Consider the following 23,449-nt stretch of genomic DNA (forward strand, 5'->3'; position numbering starts at 1 on the left):
ATCATTCCTCTTGATCTTCCAACTGAATGTTCATACCATCAGTTTGCACCATATCGTCATTTTTGTCAATAAATGCCGCTTCCAACGCCATTTCGGGATATTTATTCTGTAATGTTTCTACAAGATTTTCGGCTTTTTCCTTCCCCAACATGAGACATACGGTGGAAAGTCCATCACAAAACGACGAATTTCCTCTTTTAGCCTTTATAGTTACAGACTCTAAATCGGTATCAACAGGATATCCTGTATCCGGATCAAGAACATGATGATATATGACTCCATCCTCTTCAAACTTTCTTTCATAAGTTCCGGAGGTCACAAGAGTACTATCCGCAGCCTTAACAGAGCCTATCACAGCAGTTCTGTCACTGTAAGGCCGCTGTATGCCTACATTCCACAAACTCCCGTCAGGTTTCTCTCCTATAAGTACCACATTCCCTCCTAAATTTATCATAGCTGAGTTTACACCTTTTTCCCGAAGCAGATCATCCAACCTGTCAGCAATATATCCTTTTGCTATACCACCCAGATCTACCGCCGCATCAGGATCAAGGAGTGTCACTGTATTGCCTTCTATTTTTACCTTTTTATAATCCACGGATCCCATCATCTCAAATATCTTTTCTGCAGAAGGGACCTTCGGATCCTCACCTGTAAAACCCCACAATTGAGTAAGTTTTCCTATTGTAATATCAAACTTTCCTTCTGACAGATCCCCCATCATCATACCCTGTCGTATAACTTCTGCCGTATCATCTGAAACTTCCACAGGTGTTCCGCCCGAGTGGTTTATTTTATAAATATCACTTTCCTCTATAGTCCTGCTCAAAAGTCTCTCATATTCTCTTAATACTTTAAAAGCCTCTGTCAATACAGCTTCCGCTTCATCTTCTGACATACCGGATATTGTAATGCTGCATGTGGTATTCAAAACAAAATCGTTTTTTGAAAATTCTTTATTACCGCAGCCTGTCTGTGTTATAATTGCAAAAGCTATCGATAATATCGCTGCCAATATTCTGATAAGGGTATGTCTACCTTTAGTTTTAATACTCTTTTCACTTAATTTCATCTGATACCTCCGGAGGTGATTATGTTTAAAAAGGCTGATATAATATTAGCTGCTACACTTATCGCAGCAGGCCTCGCCATATCATATATATTTTCTTTCGGACAGTCCGCCGGCAACACACTTGAAATAAGCTGCGACGGAGAAATATTCGGCTCTTATTCCCTTGAAAAAGACAGAGAAATAACCATAAACTGCGGCGAACATATCAATAAGGTCATTATAAATAAGGGGACTGTTTCAATGAGTTTTTCTGACTGCCCAGGGCAGGACTGCATACAGCAGGAAGCTATATCACATACAGGAGAAACTATCGTCTGTCTGCCCAACAGAATACTTCTTGAAATATCAGGAAACACTCGACAATACGATACTATCGCACGATAAATTATACTATATCAAACCAACGTGATGAAAAGAAAAAGAGACAAAATGGAAACACCAAATAAAACTAAAAAAATAACCACAACGGCTCTTCTGGCTGCGCTGGCTTTAATATTCTCATATATTGAAGTCCTGATCCCTTTTGCTCCGGCAATACCCGGCATAAAGCTCGGTATAGCCAATCTTGCTGTAATCGTAGTTCTGTACTTACTGGGAGCAGGATATGCCCTGCTGGTAAATATTATCAGAATATTTATCGGAGGATTGCTTTTCTCAGGATTATTCGGAACATTCTATTCTCTGGCAGGAGCACTCCTCAGTATGCTAATAATGATACTCCTTAAAAAAACCTGTATATTCTCTGTAACCGGAGTTTCAATGGCAGGAGGGGTAGCACATAATCTGGGTCAGCTCTTTGCTGCAGCTTTTCTCGTATCAAACATTAAAGTCTTTGTCTATTTCCCTGTTCTCATAATATCAGGAGTTATTAGCGGAGCTGTAATCGGCATACTTGCGTATCTTGTACTAAAAAAACTCCCAATTGACTTCCGATAAAGTTTTTCTTCAAATAAAGAATAAAATCCGACAGCTCATATCCGCTTAGCTGCCGGATCTCACATTTCTGCAGATCTGTTCTGCCTCTATACAAGACTTAACTTAAACCTTTCGCTTTCTGTAATTAACTATAGCTCCCGTAGGACACTCTTTCTCACACATCCCACAGTTCCTACAAGCTTCCAAGTCTACTTTCGCTACATTGTTCTCTACTCTTACAGCATCAAACTTACAGATCTTCTGACATTTCATACATCCTATACATCCCATGGAGCATAATTTCCTTGTCTTAGCGCCTTTTTCCAGAGATTTGCAGGCTACGAATACAAGATTCTTTTTCTTCACCATAGATATGATATTGTTAGGACACGCTTCCTCACAGGCTCCGCACCCTACACACTTTTCCCGGTCTATTTTAGCTACGCCATTACATACAGTGACAGCTTCGAATTTACATACATTATAACAGTCACCCAAGCCCAGACAGCCATAAGGGCATGCCCACTGTCCCCCGTAAAACATCTTGGCTTCTTTACAAGTATATATCCTATCATCCTCCATGATCTGTCTTGTAACACCATAGCTTCCCTGACACATCACCATCGCCACTTTAGGTTCAGCTTCTGCAGCATCCTCTCCCATAATTCCCGCAATCTGTGTCGCGACCTCAGCTCCTCCTACCGGACACAGAGCTGTACTGAGCCCCGGATCTTTTGAAAATGCTGCGGCATAATCATCGCAGCCTTTAAACCCACATGCTCCGCAGTTTGCTCCCGGAAGCACCTCCCTGATAGCTGCAACTCTCTCATCAACAGTTACATACATAAGTTTAGATGCTATGGTAAGAATGATAGCTGCTATTAAACCTATTACCGCCACTATAGCAGCCGGTATTATTATTGTTGACACTCCATACACCTCCTAACCGAATATTCCTTCAACTACACCTGAAAATCCCATGAATGCCATGGAAAGAACAGACGCAGTTATCAATGTGATAGGAACACCCTGAAAACAGTCAGGAATGCCTTTGCAGTTTTCAAGTTTTTCTCTCAGTCCTGCGAACAATACCATAGCCAGCAGGAATCCTATTCCTGCCCCTACGGAGCAAAACAATGACTCAATATAATTATATCCATCTGTGATATTCATTATAGTGACACCCAATACAGCACAGTTAGTTGTAATAAGCGGAAGAAAGACGCCGAGACTCTTGTAAAGAGGCGGCATATATTTCTTCAAGGTCATCTCCACAAGCTGTACCAGTGAGGCTATAACCAAAATAAACACCACAGTCTGCAGATATCCCATATCATATCTGTCCAAAATGTAAACTTCTATCGGCCACGTGGCTGCAGTAGCCAGCACCATTACAAAAGTTACCGCTACTCCCATTCCGACAGCAGAATCAAGTTTTTTGGAAACTCCAAGAAACGGACATATTCCAAGAAACTGAGATAACACAAAATTATTGGTAAGAATAACTGAAAACATTATGATAAGAATACTTGTCATTACTCATCAGCCTCCTTCCTCTCACATGCAGCACCACATGAATCTGCCATCATGCAGCCTTTACACCCGAATTCTTTCTTCCGTACAGACTTATCCTTCGTAAAATAATTAACCGCCGCCACTAATATGGCAAAGACAAAGAAACCGCCGGGAGCTAACATAAAAATACCGGCAGGCGTTATTGATGTCCCGGCATAAACAGAAATATTAAAAACAGTTCCACTTCCAAAAAACTCTCTGATAAGCCCCATAATTCCAAGAGCCAAAGTAAAACCGATGCCCATTCCCAAACCGTCAAGAGCAGAATCTATAACGCTGTTTTTAGAGGCGAACATCTCTGCTCTTCCTAAAATTATACAGTTTACTACTATAAGAGGAATAAACAATCCCAACGCTGAATCAAGAGCCGGCAGGTATGCTTTCAGCAACAGCTGTACTATTGTTACAAATCCGGCAATAACTACTATATAACAAGGGATTCTCACCTTACCCGGAATAACTTTTTTCAAAAGCGATATCACAATGTTTGAGCATATAAGCACAGCCATTGTAGAAACCCCCATACCAAGTCCGTTTACAGCACTTGTTGTAGTTGCCAATGTAGGGCACGTACCCAGCAAAAGCACTAATACGGGGTTCTCTTTTATGATACCCTTTGTCATTATCTGCAATTTACTCATTACTTAACACCTCCACATTCATCAAATTGCTCCAAGGCTTCTTCCACTGAGCAATATACTGCATTGGACGTGATAGTCGCTCCTGTAATCGCATCTATATCAGGATCATCTTTTATATGACCGCCGGTAACCTGATTTAATCCTCCGTACTGAGAAAGATATTTTTCAGTCATAGCTTTTGTCCCAAGACCGGGAGTCTCTGAATGATTAGTTACAGTAACACCGGTTACATTGCCTCCGGCATCTATACCCACCATAACTTCAACATTCCCCCCAAAACCTTTATACTCCGCTGTAACTGCCATACCGGATTTATTGTCAGCAATATAACAGTCTATAACACCCTCGCTCAGCTTACCCTCATACTGGGTAAAACTATCACCGGAAGGAAGCACCAGCATTCTTGCCTCATCAGCTTCCTTACGCTGATTCTCAACTATCTTGGGATTAGCCACGTTATATGTACCTGCTAAAGCCAGTGTGGTGATCAGGCATATGCATACCAGAACGATCACCGGAAAAACATTTTCTCTAAAAACGCTATTTTTCATTTCCGGCATCTCCTTCCACCGCCTTTTTAGGCACTCTGAACATGATTTTTTCCGTAATTCTGTCTATATAAGGAGTAAGGATATTCATGAGCAATATAGCAAAAGACACACCCTCAGGATATGATGCAAATAATCTTATAAGTATGGTAAACAGACCACAGCCGATACCGAATATCACTTTCCCCAGAGGAAGCATAGGAGATGTCACATAATCAGTGGCGCAGAAAAACGCTCCCAGCATTACGCCGCCGGCGCACAGATGGAATACAGCTCCGTCAAAACCTCCCCAGATAAATCCGCATACAAAGACAGTAGCAAGAAAACTCAAGGGGATATGTATAGATATAATCCTTGTGAATATAAGAAAAATGCCCCCGATAAGCAGTGCACAGGCACTGACTTCTCCTATGCAGCCCCCTACGTTTCCGAGGAACAAATCTAAATTCGATGCTGACACACTGTCTGCTCCTCCCAGCGAAAGCTGCCCGAGCGGTGTTGCCGATGTCACTGTGTCGAATCCTGTGCCTCTTGCAGTGGGCCACGTAGTCATCTCCGTGGCAAAAGACATAAACAAAAATATTCGCGCTGTTACAGCCGGATTCACCAGATTCTGTCCGATGCCTCCAAAAAGCTGTTTAATGACTACTATAGCAGCGAAACATCCTACTATGGCAATCCAATAAGGCAGACCCGAAGGGAGATTAAATGCCAACAGCACACCTGTTACAACTGCGCTGAGATCCCTTACAGTCTGTTCCTTCTTCATTATTTTATTCATCAGATACTCAAACAGTACACATGCCGCCACACATACAAGTGTGAGCATTGCAGCTCTGTATCCGAACTGATATATCCCCACTCCAAAAGCAGGCGCCAGAGCTATGAGTACCATTCCCATTATTTTAGCCGTATTTACAGGGCTAACCAGATGAGGCGCCGACGATACTTCTAAATTCCCGTGATATCTGTTATCCATTATTACTTGCCACCTCCTTCAACAATCCTTTAGCCATCTTATGCATAAAGCTCAATGGACGTCTCGCAGGACAAATATATGAACAGCTTCCGCATTCCATACATTCGGTGACCTGTAATCGTTTAAGCCTCTCGATATCTTTTCTTTCGTAAGCCTCTGCCAGAGATACCGGCAACAGGCCAAACGGGCATGCTTTAATACACATCCCGCATTTTATACATCCGGTCTCCTCAGGGATAAGCGCCTGCGGACCGTCAAATATCAATATGGCATTATTATTTTTTACTATAGGAAAAGCATCGGAATATACAGCTCTTCCCATCATAGGACCTCCCATCAGTATTTTTCTCGGCTCTGCCTTATATCCCCCGCAGGCTTTGACTACATCGAAGATCCTCGTTCCGATAGGAACTATTATATTCTTAGGCTCTGCCACTGCATTGCCGTCTACTGTTATACGCTTAGCAGTAAGAGGCCTTCCTGTCTCCAGATACTGACCTATAAATGCTATAGTAGTTATATTCGAAAGAAGTATTCCGAGATCTGCAGGCAATACTCCGGCATTCAGGGGTTTTCCGGTTATCTCGTATATCATTACTCTCTCGGCGCCTTGCGGATATCTGGAATTCAAAACTTTTACCTCTATATCCTGAGAATGCCCCGAATTTCCTATTGCTTCCTTCAGTTTGCTTATAGCGTCAGGTTTGTTTTCCTCTACGCCTATGTAAACTCTTTTCAGATCCAGATTTTTCATGGTTGCCAGTATACCTTTTATGATATACTCTGTATCTTCCAGCATCAATCTGTGGTCTGACGTTATAAAGGGTTCACATTCTGCTCCGTTAACTATCAGAGTATCTACCTGATCCAGATTTTTCGGATTAAACTTGATATGAGTCGGAAATGATGCTCCGCCCAGCCCCACAAGTCCGCTGGCTCTTATCGCCTTTACAAAATCTTTCTGATCATTTATGACAGGCGGCTTAATCCTTTGCCATAAATCCTGTCTGCCATCAGTCTCTATGATGATGACCTGATCCTCTCCTCCTGTGATAGATCTGATTGATGAAATTTCTTTGACTGTACCCGATACGCTGGAATGTATCGGAGCACTCACAAACGCATCTGTATCCCCTATTATCTGACCCACTTTAACAGAGTCTCCTTTAGCAACCAATGGTTTGCATGGAGCTCCTATATGCTGAGCCATGGAAATACAGACGGTTTCAGGAACAGACATCTTTTCGGTAATGCAGCTGGCCGTCTTTTTTTCATGACTTACCTTGATGCTGTTCAAAGACCTCACCTTTTTTTCCATTTAAAAACCTCTCTTTCTTTCCCATTCTTCTTTTCTGTGATCTTAATCCACAGGTCGATGATATGGGTGTCAATGTGATTTTTATAGCTATTGGATTTCCCGTATAAAATGAATTATATCACAAGCATTATTTAAAAGCTATTGACATGAAGATAATTATAAGCATGTCATTTTGTTGTCCAAGCACTATATATATATGAAAGATTTAGTCAAAAAATAAAAAAATTTTTTCTGAAAATTTGCCAGATAAGGGTGTCTCAAATTTTTATCAAGGTAAATCTGCCCTTAGGAACATGCTCCCACATATCATCCACACGCATGCCTTTAAGGTTATTTTCCAGAGCTCTTATTACTCCGCTGTGAGCAACAATCATAAGATCACCGGAAGTATCCTTTTTCATTATCTCTCTCAGGGCTGATACTGCTCTATATTGCATATCGTAAAAGTTTTCTGCAGCATTGCCTATTTTGAAAGAAAATATATCTTCTCCACGCCGTCTGTATTCATCCGGATACTGTTCCCTTATTCTGCTTACAGGCTGTCCGTCCCAATCCCCTAAGGATATCTCTCTGAAGCCTTTTTCCTTCACTATCCTTATATGTCCGGTTTCCTGAGATAAATAATGTCTCAGTATCTCAGCCGACTCCTCGGCGCGTTTGAGATCGCTGGAATATATAGCTTCCACCTGCGGATGATATAATAAAAGATCAGACGCCGACTCAACGATCTGTCTTCTCCCCTCACGGCTGAGAGGAACATCATACTGTCCTATCAACATTTTTTCACAGTGCTGCCTCGTTTCACCATGCCTTATGAGAAATATACGCCTTCCCTGCGCTAAATCCCTAAGTTCTTCACGTTTGCATCCATTATTCCAGAAACTTAGAATATCATGATAACCAGCAGGCGTATCCATATCCAGCAGACAGCCTTCCTGTCTTACAGGTATCCTCGTCATTTTATCCCAATATTTATCAGTTATAGCTTTCAGTCCTCCACTTCCCTCATATCTGCAGATCTCATCGCTGTATATATGCGGAATAAACAGAGGATGGCCTTTCTTTCCTTCAAAAGTAGGAACACAAAAGAAATCATGATGTTTTTCTATCTGTGCTGACATTGTCGCTATTACGTCACTGTCTATAAGCGGGCAGTCTGCAGGCATAAGAAAATAACCGGATGCAGAAGGGAACAACTCATCTGCCCGTTTTATCCCTTTCTGAACAGAAGAAAACATACCTGAATCATATCTTTCATTATATGCTTCTTCTGCGCCTGACATATTTAAAACAGGCTGCAGCCGTTCTCTGCTGTAGCCTGTAACAACAATAATATCATCTATCCCGGCTGCCCTGACACTGCTCATCAGCCTCTCCACTGCTGTAAGCTCCCCTATAGGAAGCAACGGTTTAAAGCTTTTCATTCTGGACGAATAGCCGGCTGCCAATATTATTGCGGCAAAAGAACTTTGCCTTTTTTCTTTCTGAGCCTTTTTCATAGCTATACCTTATTCCGTCCTGCTCTCTCACTAATTATTTCAGCAACTATACTTACAGCAATCTCTTCCGGAGTCTCCGATCCTATCGAAAGCCCTATAGGTGCATGAATCTGGGAAATTTGCTTTTCCGTAACGCCTTCTTCTCTCAGAACGTCATACAAAAGACTGTTTTTTCTTCTGCTTCCTATCATTCCCAAGTACGCAAACGGTCTTTGCAGCGCCTGTCTCAATACCTTAAGATCACCTCTGTGACCCCTTGTTACAATTATTATATAACTGTCATCATCAGTCTGTATTTCATTAAAAGCGTCATCAAAATCCTTTACTACTATAGTTCTGTCTGCATAAGGAAACCTCTCACTATTAGCATATTCAGCCCTGTCATCTATTACCACAGTCCTGAAGTCCACATGCCTGAGGACCGGTTCAAGAGCATATGCGATATGACCTCCGCCGAAAATATAAGCAGTGCTCGCCAACTTAAACTCTTCGATAAAATCTCCCGGATCAGCGGCTTGTATATATTGAACCTGTATAACGGCGTCTCCCCCGCATCCCATATCAAGAGCACCTTTTTGTTTTTCATCCAACGTGAATTCATATATACGGCTCTTTTCCTTTGTTGCGAATGTATTCCGACACAGCTTTTCGGTTTCAGCTTCGAGAAGCCCTCCTCCTACCGTACCTATCGTCGTTCCGTCTTCCTTCATCAAAAGTACTGCCCCTTTTTTCCTCGGGGCTGATCCTTTTGTATCGACTACTTTGGCAATAACGAAATCTTCTCCCTGTTCAATTAGATCTCTGGCATAATATGATAACTGTTCTGACATATTCCTTTCCTTTCAAACTATACATCGCCGTTTACCTGCCTTCTGTTCTATATCTATTCTTACTACACAGTATAAAATCTATAATGGCTTTTCAGCAACCATCATAAAGTACCCTATACCATTTTTGCCATTTTCCAAGACACGTTCATCGGGCTCCACATCTATATCCTCAAAACTACTTATCCTGTATCCGATCTCTTCTAATTGTCTTTTAAGCGGTTCCGCAAACAAGATATTATTCAACCTGAAATCAACAAATCTCACGGGATTCTCTTCACAGTCGCCCTCTTTACGCGGTATTTTGCTAAGCCTCTGCGCCTCTATTCTCAGAGCCTTAAGCTGCTTTGGATCAGGATTTTTGTAATAAGCATCCGAGATTACAAGCTTGCCGCCCCTCTTCAATACACAATACGCTTCATGAAGAGCTTCATCAGGTATATTTATAAGAGTAAGCACTCGCTGCATAAAAACACCGTCAAATGTAAATGACGAATATTCATCTAAGAACTCCCCATCTCCGAATCTTACATCTATTTCAGGGTATTTTTCCTTAGCAGCGCTGACAGCAGAAAGATTCATATCTATCCCTTCCGCCAACATGCCGCACTTTCTGGCAAGATATGCTACAATATCTCCGTCTCCGCACCCTATATCCAGGATTCTGCTCCCCTTTTTAAATCCGGCAAGCTCTAAAGCTTTATCGGCAGTACAGAAATTTTCTGGTCTCCATGATATCATTTTATTCACCGCAATGTCTCAGAGACATCACACCCTCCTTTATACGCTTCACTTGATAATTATTATATCCGTCATCAAGTTATGAATCAAGAGACATGGTCTCATTATTTAAACATGCTTTCATTTTTAAGATTATTTTTGTTGTTCCAACAACATTCATATTGACAAAAGGACTGCTGTCAACGTAAAATTGCATCATAAACAATAAACTCCGATTTTTCACATGAGCCGCCGGCCATGTGAGTTCAACAGCAAAATTACTTTATAAAGTACCACTTGTGCGAAGCAGACACATATGCCAAGTCTGACTACGCACTTTTTCTTTTTTGATTTTATTTGACTAACATTTATTTTCATATGATATAATCAGACTATACAAAATCAAGAGGTGCAAATATGTGTAATTTTTTCTTCCATGACTGTAATCAAGATATAAAGAAAACAAAAGAAGATATTCTACTGGCCAAAAAACCTATAAATCTCTTATCAGGAAAAGAATACGAGGCATGCAGCTACGCTTTTCTTCCGGGGTGCCGTCTCTGTGCAGCTGAACCGGAAATAGTCGTAAAGGCTTACGACTCGCTTCGTTTCCAAAATCCCGATACTGCTATTCTCATACAATACTGCGGTTCCTTTGACATAAAAGAAAAATGGGAAGAAATGGGAAACCCCACTATAGTTACAGCATGTATGACATGTCTGGATACTCTGAAAAAAAACTATCCGGCTATTACCGTCATTTCTCTTTACGAGCATCTTCAGGAATTAAAAATAAGCGGAGGCTGTAATTCTGAAAATTATACGATATATGATCCCAGCCAAAGCAGCAGCGATGCGAGATCTGCGGTTATTGAATTAGCTGAAAATATGGGAGTCACCCTTCATGAAAAAGATAGCGGACGTTTTCCTTACCTGACATACTGCATTGACTGCAGAGATTCATTAAAAAATCAGGGAAAAGACGCAGTACATATATTAGAGCTCATATATGGAATGGGGAATTCCAATACTCATATGATCCACGAACATCATCATGACCATGAAAAAGTCAAAGACCAGCCGGAAGAATGCAGTGGCAACTGTACTGAATGCGGACTTCCGTGCGGAGGGTCTTCATCAGAACCCTCACCTTTACCTTCTGAGTCTGAAAGACTCACCAATATGAAAGAGCTGAAAGACATACTTCTTCAGCTTTTCTGGAATTGACAGCAATCTCATACTTGCTGTGAATAACAGCAAATTAATTCTCATAAAAATAGCAAATTAAAAACAATCAATGTTGTTTAAACAACATTGATTGTTTATTTTTATGTTAAAATTAGTATGAATCTACTATGAAGATTCATACTTTATCATTTAATAATTATATTATTACAGGAGGAAATATGAAAAAGATATTAACATTTGCGACAGCTGCTGTTCTTATTATGTCCATGCTTCTTATGGCAGGATGCGGTAGCAAAGATGATGACGCAGAAAAACCCGAAGTCACAGTATTGGCTGCAGCAAGCCTGACAGATGCTCTTGATGAAATCATCGAAGAATATGAAAAAGACGCAGACTGCACTATCACACCAAGCTATGCAGGCTCGGGAGATCTGGTACAGCAGATCGAAGGCGGAGCTCCTTGCGATATTTTTATTTCAGCTTCAAAAGCCAATATGGATCAGCTGGAAGAAGGGGATTATATTGATACTGACACAAGGAAAGATCTTCTTTTGAATACTCTTACCCTTATTTCCACAATAGAGAAAAAAGATTCCATAACTATGGACAGTTTGACAACTGATGCCGTAGAAACTATAGCTATCGGTGAACCTAATACTGTTCCTGCCGGAAAATATGCAAGTCAGGTTTTTGAAAACATGGGAATAACTGATCAGATATCAGGAAAGTTGGTTGAAGCAAAAGATGTACGAGCAGTACTCAACTACGTTGAAGAGGGTAATGCAGACTGCGGTTTTGTATACAGAACCGATGCCGAAATGATAGATAAAGAAAAAGGTGCTATTATAGGAGATGTTGATGAAAGTCTTCATGACCCTATCGTATATCCTGCAGCTATACTCAAAGATGCTCCTCAGTCAGAATCGGCAGCAGATTTCTATGATTTCATGCAGAGTGATTTTGCTAAGGAAGTATTCGAAAAATACGGATTCACAGTAAAATAACTTATATCAATATAACAAACTAAAAGGTAGTAAGGTAAATAACAATTATGTTTGAACCAATTATTTTATCCGTAAAAGTTGCTCTTATTGCGACAGTAATCGCCTTTTTTCTGGGAGTCTTCTTTGCCTACCTGCTTACAAAGAGAAAAGTTCCGGGTAAGAACATCTGGGAAACCATACTTATCCTTCCCATGATTCTTCCCCCATCGATAGTAGGTTATCTGCTTTTAAAAGTTTTCGGAAAGAGAGGCCCTATTGGGGCCTTTCTTCTGGATACATTCGGAGTACAGGTAGTATTCACATGGGTAGCTTGTGTTATAGCCGCTTCAGTAGTGGCCCTACCCCTCATGTATCAAAATGCCAAGGGTGCCTTTCAAAGTGTGGATCACAGCTATGAGCTGGCCGCAAAGACTTTGGGAAGCAGCCCTTTTAAAGTATTCAGAACCGTCACATTTCCTTTGTCCGGACCCGGTATCGTCAGTGGTATTGTACTTACTTTCGCCAGAGCCTTGGGTGAATTCGGAGCCACTCTAATGCTCGCAGGAAATATACCGGGCAAAACTCAAACCATACCAACAGCTATATATTATGCTGTAGTAGTAGGAAAAGATGAAAAGGCATCTGCTCTCGTGGCCATAATGGTAGTATTCAGTTTTGCTCTTGTCTTTGGCCTTAATATGTGGCTGAAAAAGAAAAATCATAAAGGAGGCTGGTGATCATGGGAGTCTCATTCAAACTGTTTAAAAAACTAAATTACTTTGATCTGGATGTAGAATTTTCTATAGAAAATGAGCTTCTTGTAATAGAGGGATCTTCCGGTGCCGGTAAAACCACGATACTCAATTGTCTTGCAGGCATTGTCACTGCCGACGAAGGAAAGATCACTATTGACGAAAAAGTTCTTTTCAGTCATACTGATAAAGTAAATATCCCTGCAGAAAAAAGAAATATAGGCTATCTTTTTCAGAACTACGCTTTGTTCCCTAATATGACCGTGAAACAAAATATACTGTATGGACTTAAAAATAAACGCGAATATAAAAAAAAGGCTACCAGAAAAGAGCTTCTCGAGTATGCCGGTTATATGATGGAGACCCTTGGTCTTTCACATCTGGCTGACAAAAACTCAAATGCTATATCGGGCGGAGAAAAGCAACGTGTTGCTCTTGCCAGAGCTATGGTGACAAGGCCGTCGCTGCTTCTTCTTGACGAACCTTTTTCTGCACTGGACGAAAATACAAAGAGCAAAATATATGATGAGTTCAGAGATTTTAAAGAATCTCTCAATATTCCCACTATACTTATAACTCATAATCACCGCGAAACTCAACTCTTCGCTGATAAGAATATAACGTTAAAGGAAGGCAGGATACTCTAATGAAAGAAGTTGCTGTAAATCAGGCTGTAGGAACTGTGCTGGCCCATGATTTGACCCAGATAATCCCCGGTCAGTATAAAGGTCCCAAATTTAAAAAAGGACATATTATTACTGAAGACGACATACCTATTCTCTTATCTATGGGTAAAAAGCACCTGTTTGTTCTTGAAAAAAACGATACAGATGTACATGAAAATGAAGCTGCATACAGAATAGCTTCGAAGGCGGCAGGGGAAGGAATAGATCTTACGGAACCTTCGGAAGGAAAAATAGAGCTCAAAGCGGCTGTTGACGGTCTTCTGAAAATAGACAAAGAAAAACTTTTTCAATTAGTCTCTCAAGATGAAATAATGTTTGCCACCATACATGAGAACATCGTAGTAAGAAAAGGAGAAAAACTGGCTGGGACAAGAATAATCCCTCTTTTCGTATCAAAAGATATTCTCTGCAAAGCCGAAGCTATATTAGCCGGGGAACCTATTATAAAAATCATACCTCTCAAAGAAATGCGCGTTGGCGTTGTAACCACCGGAAGTGAAGTATATAATGGTATAATAGAAGATGCTTTCGGACCTGTACTTATAAAAAAATTCGGACATCTGGGAAGCAAGGTGGAAAAGCAGCTTTTTGCTGATGACGATGAAAAAATGATCGCTGACTGCATAAATCAGCTTATAAAAGAAGGAATGGACATCATCGGTATAACAGGCGGTATGTCAGTTGATCCTGATGACAGAACACCTGCGGGAATAAGACGGGCAGGTGGGGAAGTTATCAGTTATGGAGCCCCTGTTCTCCCCGGAGCCATGTTTATGCTTTCATATATAAACGATATACCTGTTGTGGGTCTTCCGGGATGTGTAATGTACAGCTGTACCAGCATCTTTGATCTGATCGTGCCCAGACTTTTGGCAGGCGAGCGCATAACCAAGCAGGATATAAACAAACTGGCTCACGGCGGTCTGTGCCTTAACTGTAAAGTATGTACATTCCCTGTATGTGGATTTGGTAAAGTTTAATAATTAAAGAAGCTATCGAAATGGCGAAAATCTGCGCCAATTCGATAGCTTCTTTTATGTGTGCTCTTTTATGATAGATGTTTTTTATTATCTACATACTGACAGGTTCGGCTCCATGTTGCTGAAGTATATTTGTCAGTGCCGAAGCGCTGCTGCTATGCGCTCTGGCTATCTGAATCTTATTTCTTTTAGCCTCGTTCACGGCACTCTTAACCATCTTATGCGACACTGTATTGGTCAACAATATCATAAGATCAGGCGTACCGAGATTTTTTTTGAATCCGCTCCGTTCTTTGACAAAAACTTTGGCATTACACCCATGCTTCTCACATATTTCTTCATACTGACGGACCATCCTTTCATGTCCGCCTATAATTACAACGCTCATTGTATCCTCCCATCCTTAACCTCTTGTTTTTTATGTCATTTAGTTAGTTTTTACTAACCTATTTTTTTAAATATATGGGTATGATTTTAATATACCCATATATACGCCTTTTGTTATTAAATTATTTAGGGGTTTTAAGTTATTATTAACTAACTTGTTTATTATAATACTATAAGTTTAAAATTTTGTCAATAAATTTGGCAATAAAAGTTATATGAAATCTGCATGAATACTATTATCTAACATGACCTTCCTTATAACCGCAATGATCTGATTTTTACCAAATACCTTTGGTACAGGATAGAGCGGATTAGCCTCTTCAAGAGCCCATCGCACGATGATTTGTATATCCTTTTCCTTAATACAGTCAAAACCGGAAGGAATTGACATCTTCCGATTCACAGACTCAATCCAATTTATAAAAAGCTGTGATTTTTCACTTACCGGAATCTCACAGTCCGTTGAAAGCCCACAGATATCCGACAAATCAGCAAGCTTTTTCTCAGCGTTTTTTCCATATGCCCTCATTACATGCGGAAGTAATATAGCCATTGTTTTTCCATGAGGGATTTTATACAATCCTCCAATAGCATGACCAATAGCATGCACATATCCAACACAGCCCCTTGTGAAAGCCCTTCCGGCGTAAAAAGCCGCTGTCTGCATATTTTTTCTGTAAAATAAATTTGTCCCGTCTGAGTAAGCCCCGAGAATATTGTCATGTATCAATTTTACAGACCGCTGCGCCATATGGTTCTCCAAATCAGTATTATAACTGCTGTTTGTATAAGCCTCCACTGCATGACATAACGCATCCATACCTGTATAAGCTGTTATGTCCGGGGGCAGACCTATGGTTAATGATGCATCAAAAACACATATATGTGGTATTATAGAAACATCGTTTATCGACTTTTTTCGATTTGTTTTTCTGTCAGTGATCACAGCCGCCATTGTGGTTTCCGATCCGGTACCTGCAGTAGTTGGTACAGCCCACATTATAGGAACACGTTTTCTGGAATGCACTCTCAGTATCCCTTGCAGCTTTTTTACTGGTTTTGAAGGTCTTGCTATGCGAGCTGCAATAGCTTTACCGCAATCCATAGGAGAACCGCCCCCAAACAAAACTATTCCCTGGCCGTCTATCTGATTATACAACTTCACACCATCTTCAACCTGTGCGTCAGTAGGGTCAGGAGTAATTCTATCAAAGACCTGATACATTATACCCATATGAGCCATATTTTCCAGCATAGACAAAGGAAGGCCTCTTTTTAGCATATGTGGCCCCATTACTACCAAAACCCTATTTATATCCCTTTTCTTCATATCTGAAATCAATTCACTACCGCTCACACTGCCTTCTATGATTTCAGGAGTATACCACGGCAGCATATACATAGCGACCTTCATAAATACCTGAAACACTCTGCATAATATCTTATACATGTCATTTTCCTCTTTATCCGGTTTTCTAAATATCAAAAAGTCATTATTTCATTATATGATAATCAAAAAGAGGCTCTGCATTAAGTTATTTTCCTTAATACAACAGCCTCACTATTGCTATCTATTCAGATTACTATTCAATAATCCTTCTTACCGCAGTAATTGCGCCATAACTCTTAGCTGTGGAAACAATTATTCCTTTTCTGGAATTGGCCGCATGCACTATGTTTCCTCCTCCTATATAAATACCTATATGCCCTGAATAACAGATGAGATCTCCCGGCTGTGCTTCGCTATAAGAAACACCTTTTCCGCAATGTGACTGAGGACCTACCGTTCTGGGCAGCGATATGCCGAACTTTGCATATACACTCTGCACGAATCCGGAACAATCGGCCCCGTTAGTAAGGCTCGTTCCTCCGTATTTATAAGGATTTCCAACGAATTGCAAAGCAAAATTTGCTACTGTTACGCCATTTCCGCTTCCCATAACCTTTCCGCCGTAATCAGCTCTTACAGTATCTTTAGGCCGTTCTTTTATTCCCTTATAAACTACAGTATCTACCGATTCATTGATAAGAGCTGTGTCAACTACTTGTGATGTGAGAACCGCACCATTGACACTGGTAACCTGATTGGTAACGATCTGATCACCGTCTGATCCTTCACTCTTGACTTTACTCTGACCTTTATAAAGATCTTCACTGTCCTCATATGTCGTTTCCGACTCAACTGACTGAACAGAACCTATTTCAGCATTTATAGTAACCGAAAAAAGAGGTTCGTCTGTATTATTCTGTTCAAGGATATAATCCACAGCTTCTTCCTCTGTAAGAACCATTGGCGACTCTTCTCCACGCTTAAGATTCTTATCATCGGTACTCAGCTTCTTATCGACTGTAACCGAATTGACCTGTGCGCCGTCAGGAGTATATTCTTTAAGAACAATTTCTATAACCCGTTCCGCTGTCTCAGAATCCTCAACCAGAAACAGTTCTTCATCTCCGGCCTTCACAACATATGGGTCTTCTACCTTTGTTCCGTCCGCATAAACAGCATAAGGTTTAGTAAAATTCAGAACGACCACCGATGCAATCGCCAGAATTACAACTGCCGCTCCAATAAGAACTTTTTTGTAATTCTTCAAACTTGTAATCATAGTTCCGCCTTTGTTAATATCATCATCTTACTACAACATAACACTGGTTTATTATACCTTAACAGAGGCTTGCTTTAAACCCGGATGCAGGCATCTTCACATAAACTTCAATTTATGTTCTCTGCGGAATATATGTTCAGTTCATCAAAGCAAACCATATTCTTTCGCCAAATTTCTAAAGCCATCCATTGAATTTACTATCGTTTCATGGGACACACAATATGCCAGACGAACATATCCAGGGCAGGCAAAAGCAGTTCCCGGTACCATAAGAATATTATACTTCTTGGCGGCAGCGCAAAAATCATTTTCGTCCTCTACCGGTGATTTAAGGAACATATAGAAAGCTCCCTCCGGTTTTACACAATCAAAGCCACACGCTTTCAAGCCTTCATACAGAGATGTTCGATTTCTGTCATAATAGTCAAGATCTACCTGTACATCCACACATCTTCCTATAACCTTCTGCTGCAGAGATGGTGCATTTACACATCCTATTATCCTGTTAGCGTTAGAAGCTGTATCAAACACAAATTCACTGTCTTCAAGCTCTGAAGGAATTACCAGATAGCCTATTCTTTCCCCCGGAAGCGACAGAGACTTACTGTAGGAATATGCTACGATAGTATTATTATAATACTTTGTAACATACGGTACTTCAATACCGCCATATGCTAACTCTCTGTAAGGCTCATCAGAAATTATAAATATCGTCCTTCCCAGTTCTTTCTGCTTTCTTTCCAGGATTTCTGCAATCTTCTTTATCGTATCCTCTTTATAGATTACTCCTGTAGGATTGTTAGGGGTATTCAGAAGCACTACTCTCGTCTTATCTGTTATGAGTTTCTCAAAGCTTTCAAGATCAGGGTAGAATGTATTTTTATCCGTAGGAGCCTGCACCACTTTCCCGTCATAATTATCTACATACCAATTGTATTCCAGAAAATACGGAGCAAAAATTATTACTTCTTCTCCCGGATTCAGTATAGTTTTAAGAGCTACATTGAGCCCACTGGCAGCTCCGACAGTCATAAGAATATTGCCGCTTCCAAATGATGTTCCAAACCGTCTGTTAAGTGACTGCGCTATAGACTCTCTCACATCTTCAAAACCTGCGTTGCTCATATAACCATGAAGTGTTACAGGATCTTCCTCATTCAGTATATCAATAATAGCCTGTTTTATCTCTGAAGGAACAGGCGCGTCAGGATTCCCCAGACTGAAGTCATATACGTTTTCTGCTCCATGCTCAGCTCTCATCTTATCGCCTTCTTCAAACATAGTCCTTATAGCTGAATTATTGGCCATAAGAGGTTTCATCTTTTCTGCTATCATAATTAACGATTCCTTTCCTTATAAAATTTATTTCAGATTTTTTGCCAGATTACATACAAAATCCTGAACATTAGTGACAATCCCCTTTGCCGATAAGCTACCCCTATCCGACAATTTATTCACCGCAAACTCAGATGTATCTACTGCATAAAAATATACAGGACGTACTGTTCCATCTTCAAGAACCCTGTAACTTGGAGTCATGTTTCCTGCCGCTATGGTGTGAAGCACTGTAGCCATGCCTATCACCGTCGTAGTTTTCCTTATGTGGCTTCTTATAGCATCCTGTCCTATATATGTATGTTCGTATACCTCGGGAAGAGGGCCATCATCCCTTATAGAACCATTGAGCACAAAAGGTACATCATTTTTTACACAACTGTACATAATGCCATCTGCTATATTCTCTCTTTTTATAAATTCAGGTATAGAGCCGTACAAATTTACTTTGTTTATGGTATCTATATGATTGTAATGACCGTTAAAATGCGGTTTTTGATTCCTGATATTCTGTCCCAGCGCAGTTTCCAGATACCCCGCCTCAAGATCATGTGTAGCCAGAGCATTTCCCGCCAGCAAAGAATGGACATATCCGCGCTCTATAAGCTTTGAAAAAGCATCTCTGGCTTCGGCATCAAAAGCACACGCAGGACCCAGCACCCATGTAATATGTCCATATTGTTTTTCATATTTCAAAAGCTCATAAAGGCTGCTGTAATCGTGAGAAAAAGCAGTTTCCCTACTTCTTCCCTGTCTGAAAGAAAACGTAGTGCGTTCATCCTCATCCTGATCATGGAATAAAAAACTGTTTTCATTAACATAAATTCCATCTTCACATTTTTCAGTTCTTCCCAGAAAAATCATATCACCCTTTTTTATATTTCTGAACTCGCGTATATATATTTTCCCTTCTTCATATATAGCGACACAGTCCATACGTGAGTCTTCGGGAAGTATCCACTTATTCCCTACCTTAAAATATTCGGGATAAATAGATGTTGCATGAAATCCTTCCGGAGCTGTCATGTCTTTAGGCGCTGCTTTAAGTTCAGCCTCCGGAGCATTTTTAAATATATCCTGTGAAAAGTCCGGCTCTATATACTGACCAAGTTTAAATGTCATTGTTTTTGTATCCCTTTCTGCCTGAAATAACTCCTATTTTTTCTCAATCTTATCTATACCCATATATGTTCTGAGAGCTTCCGGGATGATTACTGATCCGTCGGCCTGCTGATAATTCTCTAATATTGCGGCCACAGTTCTTCCCACTGCAAGACCTGAACCGTTAAGAGTATGCACAAATTCAGGTTTTCCCTTTTCCTCAGGTCTGAATCTTATATTGGCTCTTCTTGCCTGAAAACCTTCAAAATTGCTACAGGAAGATATCTCCACATACCTTCCGTAGCTTGGCATCCACACTTCAATATCATAAGTCATTGCAGAAGAAAATCCCAAATCCCCCGTCGAAAGACGTACTACTCTGTAAGGTATATCCAGTTTCTGAAGAACTGTCTCCGCCGCATTTGTCAACGACTCAAGCTCATCATACGAAGTTTCCGGCTTAACGAACTTCACAAGTTCCACCTTGTTAAACTGGTGCTGCCTTATGAGTCCTCTTGTATCTCTTCCGGCAGAACCTGCTTCTTTCCTGAAACATGGAGTATAAGCTGTATAATATACAGGCAGCTCTGACTCACTCATTATCTCGTTTGCTCTGAGATTAGTAACAGGGACTTCGGCAGTAGGTATAAGGAAGAAATCCTTTGCCGGCACATGAAACATATCATCTTCAAATTTAGGAAGCTGCCCTGTTCCTGTCATCGCATCTCTATTAACCATAAAAGGTGGCAATATTTCCGTAAATCCATGTTCTTCTGTATGAAGATTAAGCATAAAGTTTATTACTGATCTTTCCAATCTGGCGCCTAAACCTTTGTATACAGTAAATCTTGTCCCGGAAATCTTGGCCGCTCTTTCAAAATCCAATATATCCAAATCAGCTCCCACATCCCAGTGAGCTTTCTGTTCAAAATCAAATTCCCTTGGTTCTCCCCATTTTCTCAACTCTACGTTATCACTGTCATCTGCTCCCACCTGCACATCTTTATGAGGTGTGTTGGGGATGTTAAGGAGCGCATCTTTAAGATCTGCTTCAACCTGACTCACCTCAGCATCAAGAACTTTGATCTCCTCAGAGAGCTTTTTCATCTCCGCCATTAGTTCAGCAGTGTCTCTGCCCTCTTTCTTCATTACCGGAATCTGCTTTGAAGATACACTCTGCCTGTTTTTCATTTGTTCCACTTCTGCAAGCAGCGCTCTTCTTTTCTTATCATATGCCACTACATCGTCAATGCCGAAATCCCCTTGCCCTCTGGATTCAACAGCCTTTTTGACGTTCTCAAAATCTTCTCTTATTCGCTTGATATCCAACATATTCTCTTCCTCCGTCAAAAATTAAAACAAGTTTTTCTTGTATATTATATACAGATTCATTAGCTCTTCAACCTTTGCCTGCATTTCGATCTGCATATCAGATGCCTGATCATAATCCCCTCGGTCAAGAGCTTTCTTAATCCTTGTGAGGAGACACATTTCATCCAAGGTATCTCTGCCCAGCTGATTTCTCAGTCTCTGTATCTTCTCCCAATAATGTCTGTCATAATCCACACAATCCATATCATCATGGGCTTTACTGCAGGCTCTGACAAAATCCATGGTATCGGGAATTATTCTATCATGAAGTTCCGTAGCCCATTGCGCTCTTATAGCTTCTCTGTATGAGTCCAGCGTTATGTCTGTCATCACATCATCTCTTTTGAATATATCAAGCTTCTCAGGATTCTCATCAAAAGCTTTGATATTTTCCCATACAGTTCTTGGAGCTTTTCCGAAAAATTCATCTCTTTCTTTCTCAGTGTATTCGTCGAACACATCTTTTTCGCTTCTGTATATCCTGTCTGTATCAAGGTAAAAGTCCTTCTCACCATAAGCCTTAGAAATGGACTTCTCAAGGTCAGCAGGTGTTTTGCTATGCTCAAGAGCCTCCTTAATCCCATCCAGCATCGCCATATATGACGCAGCGAGCACCAGATATGTGTTACTTTTCGGATTAGGTGATCTCAACTCAAATCTTGTAGCCATAGTATTGCCTATCTCTCTGACCAATCCCACCAATACTGTTCTGTTTCTTGACGGCATCTTAGCACTGTGCCCCAGTGATGTCACAGTGCAGACCGGAGCTTCATACCCCGGTTTTAATCTATTGAGAGAATCATTTGTTGAGCTTACAAACGGATTTATCACATCGTAATTTTTCAGCAGCCCCATTAAGGCTCCAAAGCCCACCGGGCTCAGAAACTCATTTTCAAGATCTGCAGGCGAAAAAAGGTTTACCATTCTTCCGTCTTTTAATTTAGCCGCAACTCCCATATGAGTATGTTCTCCGTTTCCGGCGACACCTTCTACCGGTTTTGCCATGAAAGTCACTTCCAAACCATATGTTCTGAATATATCTCTTACAACATATTTAACCTGATTCTCATTATCAGCTGCCTGTATAGCAGAAGAATATTTCCAGTCTATCTCGAGCTGCTCCATAACATGATCATAATTACCTGAATTCCCCAGCTTTGCCTTTACTCCTCCGACTTCCTTATGCCCCATCTCCATATTAAAGCCATATTTCTGAAGCACAAGCATTACTTCTTCCAATGCTGTTCTAACAGGTCCCGTAGTCCTTTTCCAATATTGCTCTTTTAACATTTGCGCTGTTGAAAGCTGTTCTCTGTCGGCATCATCGTCAGGCGTCTTCACCCAAAATTCCAGCTCTGTAGCTGCTGTTATCACCAGCTTTTCTATATCATCTACACTGTTTATATCGAGATATTCGAATACATATGGATTTTCTCTCAAAAGATCCATGAGGTCTTCCTTGAAATTTTTTATTGCATCTCTCAGTATGACTCTGGATCCAACTCTTTCTGAATCATTATGTATGAGAGACGACGGTATTCTTAAAGTCCCCACAGGCAGCCCCGTCATCGGATCAGGGTAGTTGAAATTATGATCAACGAACCAGTTTACCGTTGTATCGGGAATAATATCAACCTTGGCATTATTCAATTTGGCTATTTTGGGAAGAACTACACTGGAGCCGTCTGTCTGAACTCCATTTTTAAGAAATTTTTCCATATCTGCTAAGAATTCTTCCACCGGTATCTTTTCATCGGTATCATGTCCACCTATATCAATCCCCACAAGCGACACAAATTTTACTTCGGGATGAGCGTTGAGTATACTGCTGACATCCCCCGGACTGTGTTTATCAGCCGGAATAATATAGAGCATCTTATTCAAGTCGTACGATAACATAGATCTATCTCCTTTACAAATTATTGTTTCCTTCCTGAAATACGACAGAACATTCCCGTCAAAC

At 40.6% G+C, this 23,449-nt stretch carries 24 protein-coding genes; 7 read left to right on the forward strand and 17 right to left on the reverse strand.

Going from position 1 to position 23,449, the window contains the following annotated elements:
* Position 1 precedes the first annotated feature (1 nt).
* A complete protein-coding gene (locus ACLR96_RS04230; RefSeq protein ID WP_177267732.1) occupies positions 2–1,072 on the reverse strand; it encodes an FAD:protein FMN transferase in 1,071 nt (356 codons plus the stop codon).
* Positions 1,073–1,093: 21 nt separating this feature from the next.
* Between ACLR96_RS04230 and ACLR96_RS04235 the strand changes: the two genes are divergently transcribed.
* Positions 1,094–1,456, forward strand: coding sequence for a NusG domain II-containing protein (locus ACLR96_RS04235; protein WP_177267733.1), 363 nt, complete (start codon positions 1,094–1,096; stop codon positions 1,454–1,456).
* A gap of 45 nt (positions 1,457–1,501) precedes the next feature.
* Entirely contained in the window at positions 1,502–2,008 is a 507-nt protein-coding gene (locus ACLR96_RS04240; protein ID WP_243206877.1) for a Gx transporter family protein, read from the forward strand.
* A 102-nt stretch (positions 2,009–2,110) separates the two neighbouring features.
* Here the strand turns inward: ACLR96_RS04240 and ACLR96_RS04245 are convergent, their stop codons facing one another.
* The 9 genes from ACLR96_RS04245 to ACLR96_RS04285 form a co-directional block, all read right to left on the reverse strand.
* Entirely contained in the window at positions 2,111–2,917 is an 807-nt protein-coding gene (locus ACLR96_RS04245) for an RnfABCDGE type electron transport complex subunit B (protein ID WP_346727727.1), read from the reverse strand.
* A 12-nt stretch (positions 2,918–2,929) separates the two neighbouring features.
* Complete coding sequence (locus tag ACLR96_RS04250) at positions 2,930–3,523, reverse strand: electron transport complex protein RnfA (protein ID WP_177267735.1); 594 nt, start codon at positions 3,521–3,523, stop codon at positions 2,930–2,932.
* Positions 3,523–4,203, reverse strand: a complete 681-nt coding sequence (gene rsxE / locus ACLR96_RS04255; RefSeq protein ID WP_177267736.1) for an electron transport complex subunit RsxE — start codon at positions 4,201–4,203, stop codon at positions 3,523–3,525. The genes ACLR96_RS04250 and rsxE overlap by 1 nt, the downstream gene beginning before the upstream one ends.
* The gene (locus ACLR96_RS04260) at positions 4,203–4,754 is read right to left on the reverse strand and encodes an RnfABCDGE type electron transport complex subunit G (protein WP_177267737.1); all 552 of its coding nucleotides are present in this window, start codon (positions 4,752–4,754) and stop codon (positions 4,203–4,205) included. The genes rsxE and ACLR96_RS04260 overlap by 1 nt, the downstream gene beginning before the upstream one ends.
* Positions 4,744–5,730: an RnfABCDGE type electron transport complex subunit D gene (locus ACLR96_RS04265; protein WP_177267738.1), complete on the reverse strand. Its 987-nt coding sequence runs from the start codon at positions 5,728–5,730 to the stop codon at positions 4,744–4,746. The genes ACLR96_RS04260 and ACLR96_RS04265 overlap by 11 nt, the downstream gene beginning before the upstream one ends.
* The gene (gene rsxC / locus ACLR96_RS04270; protein ID WP_177267739.1) at positions 5,723–7,048 is read right to left on the reverse strand and encodes an electron transport complex subunit RsxC; all 1,326 of its coding nucleotides are present in this window, start codon (positions 7,046–7,048) and stop codon (positions 5,723–5,725) included. The genes ACLR96_RS04265 and rsxC overlap by 8 nt, the downstream gene beginning before the upstream one ends.
* Before the next feature lie 257 nt (positions 7,049–7,305).
* The gene (locus tag ACLR96_RS04275; RefSeq protein WP_177267740.1) at positions 7,306–8,547 is read right to left on the reverse strand and encodes a histidine phosphatase family protein; all 1,242 of its coding nucleotides are present in this window, start codon (positions 8,545–8,547) and stop codon (positions 7,306–7,308) included.
* A gap of 2 nt (positions 8,548–8,549) precedes the next feature.
* Positions 8,550–9,377 carry an XdhC family protein gene (locus tag ACLR96_RS04280; RefSeq protein WP_177267741.1) on the reverse strand — a complete coding sequence of 276 codons (828 nt, stop codon included), beginning with the start codon at positions 9,375–9,377 and terminating at the stop codon, positions 8,550–8,552.
* Positions 9,378–9,455: 78 nt separating this feature from the next.
* Complete coding sequence (locus ACLR96_RS04285; RefSeq protein WP_177267742.1) at positions 9,456–10,115, reverse strand: class I SAM-dependent methyltransferase; 660 nt, start codon at positions 10,113–10,115, stop codon at positions 9,456–9,458.
* A 396-nt stretch (positions 10,116–10,511) separates the two neighbouring features.
* Here ACLR96_RS04285 and ACLR96_RS04290 point away from each other — a divergent pair, with 396 nt between their 5' ends.
* From ACLR96_RS04290 to ACLR96_RS04310, 5 genes are all read left to right on the forward strand, one after another.
* A complete protein-coding gene (locus ACLR96_RS04290) occupies positions 10,512–11,321 on the forward strand; it encodes a hypothetical protein (protein WP_177267743.1) in 810 nt (269 codons plus the stop codon).
* A 179-nt stretch (positions 11,322–11,500) separates the two neighbouring features.
* Complete coding sequence (modA, locus tag ACLR96_RS04295; RefSeq protein WP_177267744.1) at positions 11,501–12,286, forward strand: molybdate ABC transporter substrate-binding protein; 786 nt, start codon at positions 11,501–11,503, stop codon at positions 12,284–12,286.
* Positions 12,287–12,330: 44 nt separating this feature from the next.
* The gene (gene modB / locus ACLR96_RS04300) at positions 12,331–13,002 is read left to right on the forward strand and encodes a molybdate ABC transporter permease subunit (protein WP_177267768.1); all 672 of its coding nucleotides are present in this window, start codon (positions 12,331–12,333) and stop codon (positions 13,000–13,002) included.
* A gap of 2 nt (positions 13,003–13,004) precedes the next feature.
* Entirely contained in the window at positions 13,005–13,664 is a 660-nt protein-coding gene (locus ACLR96_RS04305) for an ATP-binding cassette domain-containing protein (protein ID WP_177267745.1), read from the forward strand.
* Complete coding sequence (locus ACLR96_RS04310) at positions 13,664–14,683, forward strand: molybdopterin-binding protein (RefSeq protein ID WP_177267746.1); 1,020 nt, start codon at positions 13,664–13,666, stop codon at positions 14,681–14,683. Before ACLR96_RS04305 ends, ACLR96_RS04310 begins: the two co-directional genes overlap by 1 nt.
* A 91-nt stretch (positions 14,684–14,774) precedes the next feature.
* Here ACLR96_RS04310 and ACLR96_RS04315 read toward each other — a convergent pair whose 3' ends face one another.
* The 7 genes from ACLR96_RS04315 to ACLR96_RS04345 form a co-directional block, all read right to left on the reverse strand.
* Positions 14,775–15,071, reverse strand: a complete 297-nt coding sequence (locus ACLR96_RS04315) for a DUF2325 domain-containing protein (protein ID WP_177267747.1) — start codon at positions 15,069–15,071, stop codon at positions 14,775–14,777.
* A 210-nt stretch (positions 15,072–15,281) separates the two neighbouring features.
* Entirely contained in the window at positions 15,282–16,520 is a 1,239-nt protein-coding gene (locus tag ACLR96_RS04320; RefSeq protein ID WP_177267748.1) for an iron-containing alcohol dehydrogenase, read from the reverse strand.
* Between the two features lie 133 nt (positions 16,521–16,653).
* Positions 16,654–17,679 carry an NlpC/P60 family protein gene (locus ACLR96_RS04325; protein WP_177267749.1) on the reverse strand — a complete coding sequence of 342 codons (1,026 nt, stop codon included), beginning with the start codon at positions 17,677–17,679 and terminating at the stop codon, positions 16,654–16,656.
* 144 nt (positions 17,680–17,823) lie between these two features.
* The gene (locus ACLR96_RS04330) at positions 17,824–19,014 is read right to left on the reverse strand and encodes a pyridoxal phosphate-dependent aminotransferase (RefSeq protein WP_177267750.1); all 1,191 of its coding nucleotides are present in this window, start codon (positions 19,012–19,014) and stop codon (positions 17,824–17,826) included.
* Positions 19,015–19,041: 27 nt separating this feature from the next.
* The gene (locus tag ACLR96_RS04335; RefSeq protein ID WP_177267751.1) at positions 19,042–20,136 is read right to left on the reverse strand and encodes a hypothetical protein; all 1,095 of its coding nucleotides are present in this window, start codon (positions 20,134–20,136) and stop codon (positions 19,042–19,044) included.
* A 33-nt stretch (positions 20,137–20,169) separates the two neighbouring features.
* Positions 20,170–21,447 carry a serine--tRNA ligase gene (gene serS, locus ACLR96_RS04340; protein WP_177267752.1) on the reverse strand — a complete coding sequence of 426 codons (1,278 nt, stop codon included), beginning with the start codon at positions 21,445–21,447 and terminating at the stop codon, positions 20,170–20,172.
* Positions 21,448–21,468: 21 nt separating this feature from the next.
* The gene (locus ACLR96_RS04345; RefSeq protein WP_177267753.1) at positions 21,469–23,385 is read right to left on the reverse strand and encodes a glutamine synthetase; all 1,917 of its coding nucleotides are present in this window, start codon (positions 23,383–23,385) and stop codon (positions 21,469–21,471) included.
* Positions 23,386–23,449 lie beyond the last annotated feature (64 nt).

It is taken from the genome of Lentihominibacter sp. (assembly GCF_046951855.1).
GTDB lineage: Bacteria > Bacillota > Clostridia > Peptostreptococcales > Anaerovoracaceae > Lentihominibacter > Lentihominibacter hominis.